Below are 5097 nucleotides of genomic sequence, written 5' to 3'. Positions count from 1 at the left end.
TCTCTAAACCGCTTAAATCGGCCTTCCGTTGTTTCAGGAATTCCAATTGGTCAAATGGAAAATCTTTCCCGACAATCGCCACCACCGAGACAGGCGCGAATAATGAAGCGCCAGCCGAAAAGTATAATGCCGAGCCGCCAACACAATCTTCCGCTTTTCCCGTCGGTGCTTCGATAGTATCCAACGCTGCCGATCCGACCACTAAAATTGATTCCATAACTTCTTCCAATTCTCTCTTCCGTACTACGTAAGACTCAGCCCGACAATCGTAGGGGCGGCTGGCAGCCGCCCGCAAGCATTAGGAGATTAACATACACCCAAGTTACATCTGTTCCGGAGCTGTGATCCCCAACAATCCTAATCCATCGGCAAGGATATTCTTGACCGCTTGCAACAGCTTAACCCGTGCGATGGTCAGCTCTTTCTCCTGTCCCATCACCCGGTGATGATGATAAAACTTATGAAACACCGCAGCTAATTCGGTTAGATAGGTTGTCAAAGCATTCGGATCAAGCGCGACAATGCACCGCTCCAACACCAACGGATACTCTAACGCTTTTCGAAGTACTGTGCGGGTTTCCGGCTCTTGTAGTAATGCAATAGATTCTCCTTGCCAAGGCTGTAATATCGCCTCCTGCAACGCCTCTTGACGGAGGATCGAGCAAATCCGGGCATGGGCATATTGGACATAAAACGCCGGATTCTCGTCACTCTGCTTTACTGCTAATGAAAGATCGAAGTCCAACGGGGTCGAAACTTTGCGTTGCAAGAAAAAGAATCGTGCAACATCAATGGCAGTTTCGTTATTCCCTAATTCCTCTAATAAATCGTCAAGCGTAACAATTTCACCCGCCCGTTTCGACATCTTGACGACTTCGCCATTGCGTAACAGATTCACCTGCTGGAGCAGTTTGATTTCGTGCCAACCGTCGGGAACGCCCAGCATTTTGAGACCAACCATCAATCGCGCAATCGTGCCGTGATGATCCGGTCCAAGGTAATTGATCGAGCGGTCGAATCCCCGACGATATTTATCGAGGTGGTACGCCAAATCCGCCATGATGTAGGTCGGATTCCCTTGCGACGTGACGACGACCCGGTCCTTGTCGTCAATTCCGTCAACCGTTGTCCGCAGGAACTTTGCCCCATCTTGCTCGTAGACAAATCCATCGGCTTCAAGTTTCGCCAATACTTCGTTGACTTCGTTTTTCTTGTGTAGTACTGACTCGTGAAACCACTTCTGATACTCGACCCGATACATTGCCATCGTCGCTTGATGGTGTTGTATCATTCGCTCAATTGACCAGCGCGACAGCGTTTCCGGATCGGATACAGGGATTTTCTCCGCTATCGCCTCGCGGGCGATTTGCGTTACATACTCTCCTTGGTATCCTTCCTCTGGTAACGAAACGTCCTCGCCTTGCAGTTGTTTCATCCGCGCTAAAACCGAGGCTCCGAACAATCGTACTTGCCTGCCGGCGTCGTTAACGTAAAATTCTCGATGAGCTTCATGCCCTTGTGAATCGAGAATACGGGCAAGCGAATCGCCGATAGCTGCCGCCCGCGCCGATACCACATTCAAGGGGCCGGTCGGATTCGCCGACACAAATTCCACAATCCACTTTTTCGTATGATGACCCGGCTCGCGATGACCATACTTGATTGAAGTTTTCTCATCAAGAATGGAAGCCATCATCCCGGCAAACGCTTGCTTTGTTAAGCGAAGGTTTATAAAACCGGGACCTGCGATTTCAGCACGCTCAAAGATTACATTCGGAAACTGCCATTGTTCGATAATCTCTTGCGCAAGGACACGAGGATTCTTCCCTAACGGTTTCGCCCACACCATGGCAGCGTTAGTCGTCAAGTCGCCAAATTTTTCGTCGCGAGTTACTTCGACCGAAGCCGATTCCGGATTCATCGCTAAACTGGCAGCGGCAGCGTCTAATAGTGTGCGGAGCGCCGCTCGAAAATCATTCGTCATCTTCAGTAGAAACTTTCTTACGACTGGCAGGGGTTACCGAAATGCGGGGTACATCCCCCCAAAGTTTATCGAGTTGGTAATACTTCCGAGTCTCCGGTCGGAAGATATGAACTACGACGTCACCATAATCGACGATGACCCAGGAGAGATTCCCTTTCCCTTCGCGGGAACGGGGTTTCCGGTTCAACTTGCCGGAACGTAGTTCATCTTCGACGTAGTCGGCTAAGGTACGGACATGCTGATCAACCATACCGGTTGCAATCACAAAAAATTCCGCAGCTTGCGGAACCTTGCGTAGATCGATTATCGAGATATCGGTTGCCTGTTTCTCATCGAGCAGTGCAGCGATTTTGCGAGAAAACTGTAGAGAAGTCACACGCCTCCAGCGAATATCAATGAATAGGGATGAAACCAAACCGCATCAATATAACGTATGCAATAGCCCTTCGCTATTCCTGCAAACGGTAGTAAGACGTATCAATAAAAAACGAGCGCTGCTCCAGCGCCCGTGAGTCAGGAAATAATATTCAACTTACTTCTCGAAGCCGTCCACCGACCACGGGTTTTCCCGATCCCAATCGTAGGAGCGGTAACTGGTTCTCCATGAGTTGAACATCGTATTTTGCGAAAAACTGGCGCTAATCAAGACATTTTCTTTTGGCATCCAATTGAAACCAATACCACCAACTGGAACACTACTGTTGTTCAAACCGAACTGACTCGAGTTGGATCGCATACCAGCATAACCTAAGGCAACTACCCACTGGTATTTCGGATTCACTTGGTAAGTCATTGTATTCATGTACATTGCAGAAAGTGCGCTTGCTCCACCGCCGCTGCTGTATCCTGAACTGAAGTGATGAGACATGTGGAGTTTGGAAGGATCGATCAAACCCTTCATCGATGTCGAAAAACCAAGCGACGGTGGTTGGAAAGTCCCACCCCATAAGCTTTGCGACTTATTCTTATACTGCGCCCAGACCGGGGTAGTGAGAATCAAAATCGCTGCCAAGAAAATTGCCGCTTTGTGGCTCATTACGCGTCCCGTTTGTGCATCCGCTCTAATGCGATTGCCTCTAATCTATGAAGCTGCTCGATCGTGTTAACCCCCTCGACTTCGATTGGGTCTGACGTTTCGACTGTTTCAACCAGTAAACCTTGATCGACTGCAGACTTCACTACATCGGTTAAGTAATACTCGCCTTGTGCATTTTCCGGCTTGAGCCGCGCCAATTCCGGCCAAAGCCATTTTGCTTGAAAAACGTAGATGCCACTGTTCACTTCATCGACACTCAGTTCTTCCAGTGTGGCATCTTTAGCTTCAACGATCTTCTTGATCTTTCGGTTCCGGTCACGAATGATTCTCCCGTAGGAACCTGGCTGCGGTGCGCGAAACGTCAAGACTGTCGCTACCGCATTGGATCGTTCATGGGTGTACTTCAACAAGGAAATTGTCTTCGATGTTAATAGTGGTACGTCTCCAGATAGGATAAGTATATCACCGGAGTATCTGTGATGTACCGCACGTTTTGCCGATTGAACGGCATCGCCGGTACCTCGCTGTTGCCATTGCACTGCAAAAACTGCATCGGTCGAAGACATTTCTTGCATTACTAAAGGTCTACCATGTCCAACTACTATTACAATTCGTTCTGAGCCTGACTGTAAAGCAGTATCCCACACCCAACGGATTAGGGGACGGTTTAACATGGGATGAAGTACTTTCGGTAGCGGCGAATTCATACGTTTGCCTTCGCCGGCTGCCAAGATAATTGTACGTAACGGTCTTTTTAAAATCATAGCTCTGACGCAACATCAGTTAGTGACAAATTATCAATCAGACGGGTATTGCCAAAACGAACGGCACCCACTGCACGACAAGTTACCAAAGAATGCGATTTCCCAAATGTTGTACCATCGACAAAAGTTAAATAGTCGATGGATGTTGGTTGGAACTGAAGCATCGTTTTATACATAGTTTGTACACCAACCGGAAAACGGGCGGTTGATGCAACTACTTTCAATCCTTCGCGTAAGGACAAAAACAGTCCTTTTGCTCGCATTCTATGCTCAGGCGAAAGATACTGGTTGCGTGAAGAATACGCAAGTCCATCCTTTTCACGTAGTGTATTTCCAATCACAATCTTGACTGGGTTTCCCAAGTCACGAACAACACTTTGAATAACCACACATTGTTGGGCATCCTTCTGTCCAAAGACTGCAACGTCAGGCTGAATAAGCTCGAAGAGTCGTATCACTACTGTTGCAACACCGGTAAAGTGACCTGGTCGAAAGGTACCTTCCAAAATCGTCCCAACGTGACCGGGATCAACTCGGGTGGCAGAACCGATCGGATACATTTCTTCTACCGACGGCACAAACACCCAATCGCAGCCTACCGCTTTCAATTGCGCGAGGTCGTTTTCCAGCGGACGGGGATACTTCGTGTAATCTTCTCCGGGCAAAAATTGTGTTGGATTTACGAAGATTGAAACACCAACATTTTCTGCATGCTCAAACGCTAATTTTACGAGCGATACATGTCCGACATGTAATGCACCCATTGTCGGAACAAAACCAATTGGTTCCTCGCGCCTATCGCGCAAATACTCCCGTAGTTCTCGTGATGTATGAAAGATATGCATAATTAGTTTATAAAATAACTTTCTTGTACTGAAGGAAATTCTTTCGTTCGAACATCATTAGCGTACTGCTTAACTGCAGTTTGAATGGTGTCACCGAGATTGGCATACCTTCGGACAAATTTGAAGTTCACTTCCGGTTGCATTCCCAACAAATCATGATAGACTAATATTTGTCCATCACAATTAACACCAGAGGCAATTCCAATTGTTGGAACTTTTAACTCATGCGTTAACTTTTCTGCAAGTTCTGCTGGTATTTTTTCTAATACAATGCTAAAAACACCGGCCTCTTGAATTGCAATAGCTTCGGAAAACATTCTCTCGGCGGCTTCACACGAATTACCTTGCAATAAAAAACCACCATATTGTAAAACCATTTGCGGTTGCAAACCCAAGTGTCCCATCACAGGTACGCCGGTATCCACTAATTTTTGAATCAAAGGAACGAGCTTACTGCCACCTTCTACT

Annotated in this window: 7 protein-coding genes; all 7 read right to left on the bottom strand. The window is 47.4% G+C overall.

All coding sequences use genetic code 11. From position 1 onward, the window contains the following. A partial coding sequence (locus tag OEM52_13840) for a sugar kinase (GenBank protein ID MDK9701217.1) occupies positions 1-217 on the bottom strand: 217 nt, incomplete at its 3' end. A gap of 105 nt (positions 218-322) precedes the next feature. Next, complete coding sequence (argS, locus tag OEM52_13835) at positions 323-1984, bottom strand: arginine--tRNA ligase (protein ID MDK9701216.1); 1662 nt, start codon at positions 1982-1984, stop codon at positions 323-325. Further along, positions 1974-2360: a ribosome silencing factor gene (gene rsfS, locus OEM52_13830; protein ID MDK9701215.1), complete on the bottom strand. Its 387-nt coding sequence runs from the start codon at positions 2358-2360 to the stop codon at positions 1974-1976. Before rsfS ends, argS begins: the two co-directional genes overlap by 11 nt. Before the next feature lie 156 nt (positions 2361-2516). Continuing rightward, complete coding sequence (locus tag OEM52_13825) at positions 2517-3020, bottom strand: hypothetical protein (protein MDK9701214.1); 504 nt, start codon at positions 3018-3020, stop codon at positions 2517-2519. Beyond that, on the bottom strand, positions 3020-3784 hold the full coding sequence (locus OEM52_13820) for an NTP transferase domain-containing protein (GenBank protein ID MDK9701213.1): 765 nt from the start codon (positions 3782-3784) through the stop codon (positions 3020-3022). The genes OEM52_13825 and OEM52_13820 overlap by 1 nt, the downstream gene beginning before the upstream one ends. Continuing rightward, positions 3781-4629 (bottom strand): pantoate--beta-alanine ligase, encoded by an 849-nt coding sequence (gene panC, locus OEM52_13815; protein MDK9701212.1) that lies wholly within the window; start codon positions 4627-4629, stop codon positions 3781-3783. Before panC ends, OEM52_13820 begins: the two co-directional genes overlap by 4 nt. 2 nt (positions 4630-4631) lie before the next feature. Beyond that, positions 4632-5097, bottom strand: a 466-nt coding sequence (locus tag OEM52_13810; GenBank protein MDK9701211.1) for a 3-methyl-2-oxobutanoate hydroxymethyltransferase, incomplete at its 5' end; no start/stop codon positions are given.

This window comes from bacterium, from assembly GCA_030247525.1.
In the GTDB taxonomy this organism is placed as follows: Bacteria; Electryoneota; JAOADG01; order JAOADG01; family JAOADG01; genus JAOTSC01.
Note: the sequence above shows the minus strand (reverse complement) of the source record. Positions and strands in the feature narration are given on the sequence as shown.

Coding starts and splice junctions, on each gene's coding strand:
- argS (MDK9701216.1), bottom strand. CDS start 1,984: ATGACGAATGATTTTCGAGCGGCGCTCCGCACACTATTAGACGCTGCC.
- OEM52_13825 (MDK9701214.1), bottom strand. CDS start 3,020: ATGAGCCACAAAGCGGCAATTTTCTTGGCAGCGATTTTGATTCTCACT.
- OEM52_13820 (MDK9701213.1), bottom strand. CDS start 3,784: ATGATTTTAAAAAGACCGTTACGTACAATTATCTTGGCAGCCGGCGAA.
- panC (MDK9701212.1), bottom strand. CDS start 4,629: ATGCATATCTTTCATACATCACGAGAACTACGGGAGTATTTGCGCGAT.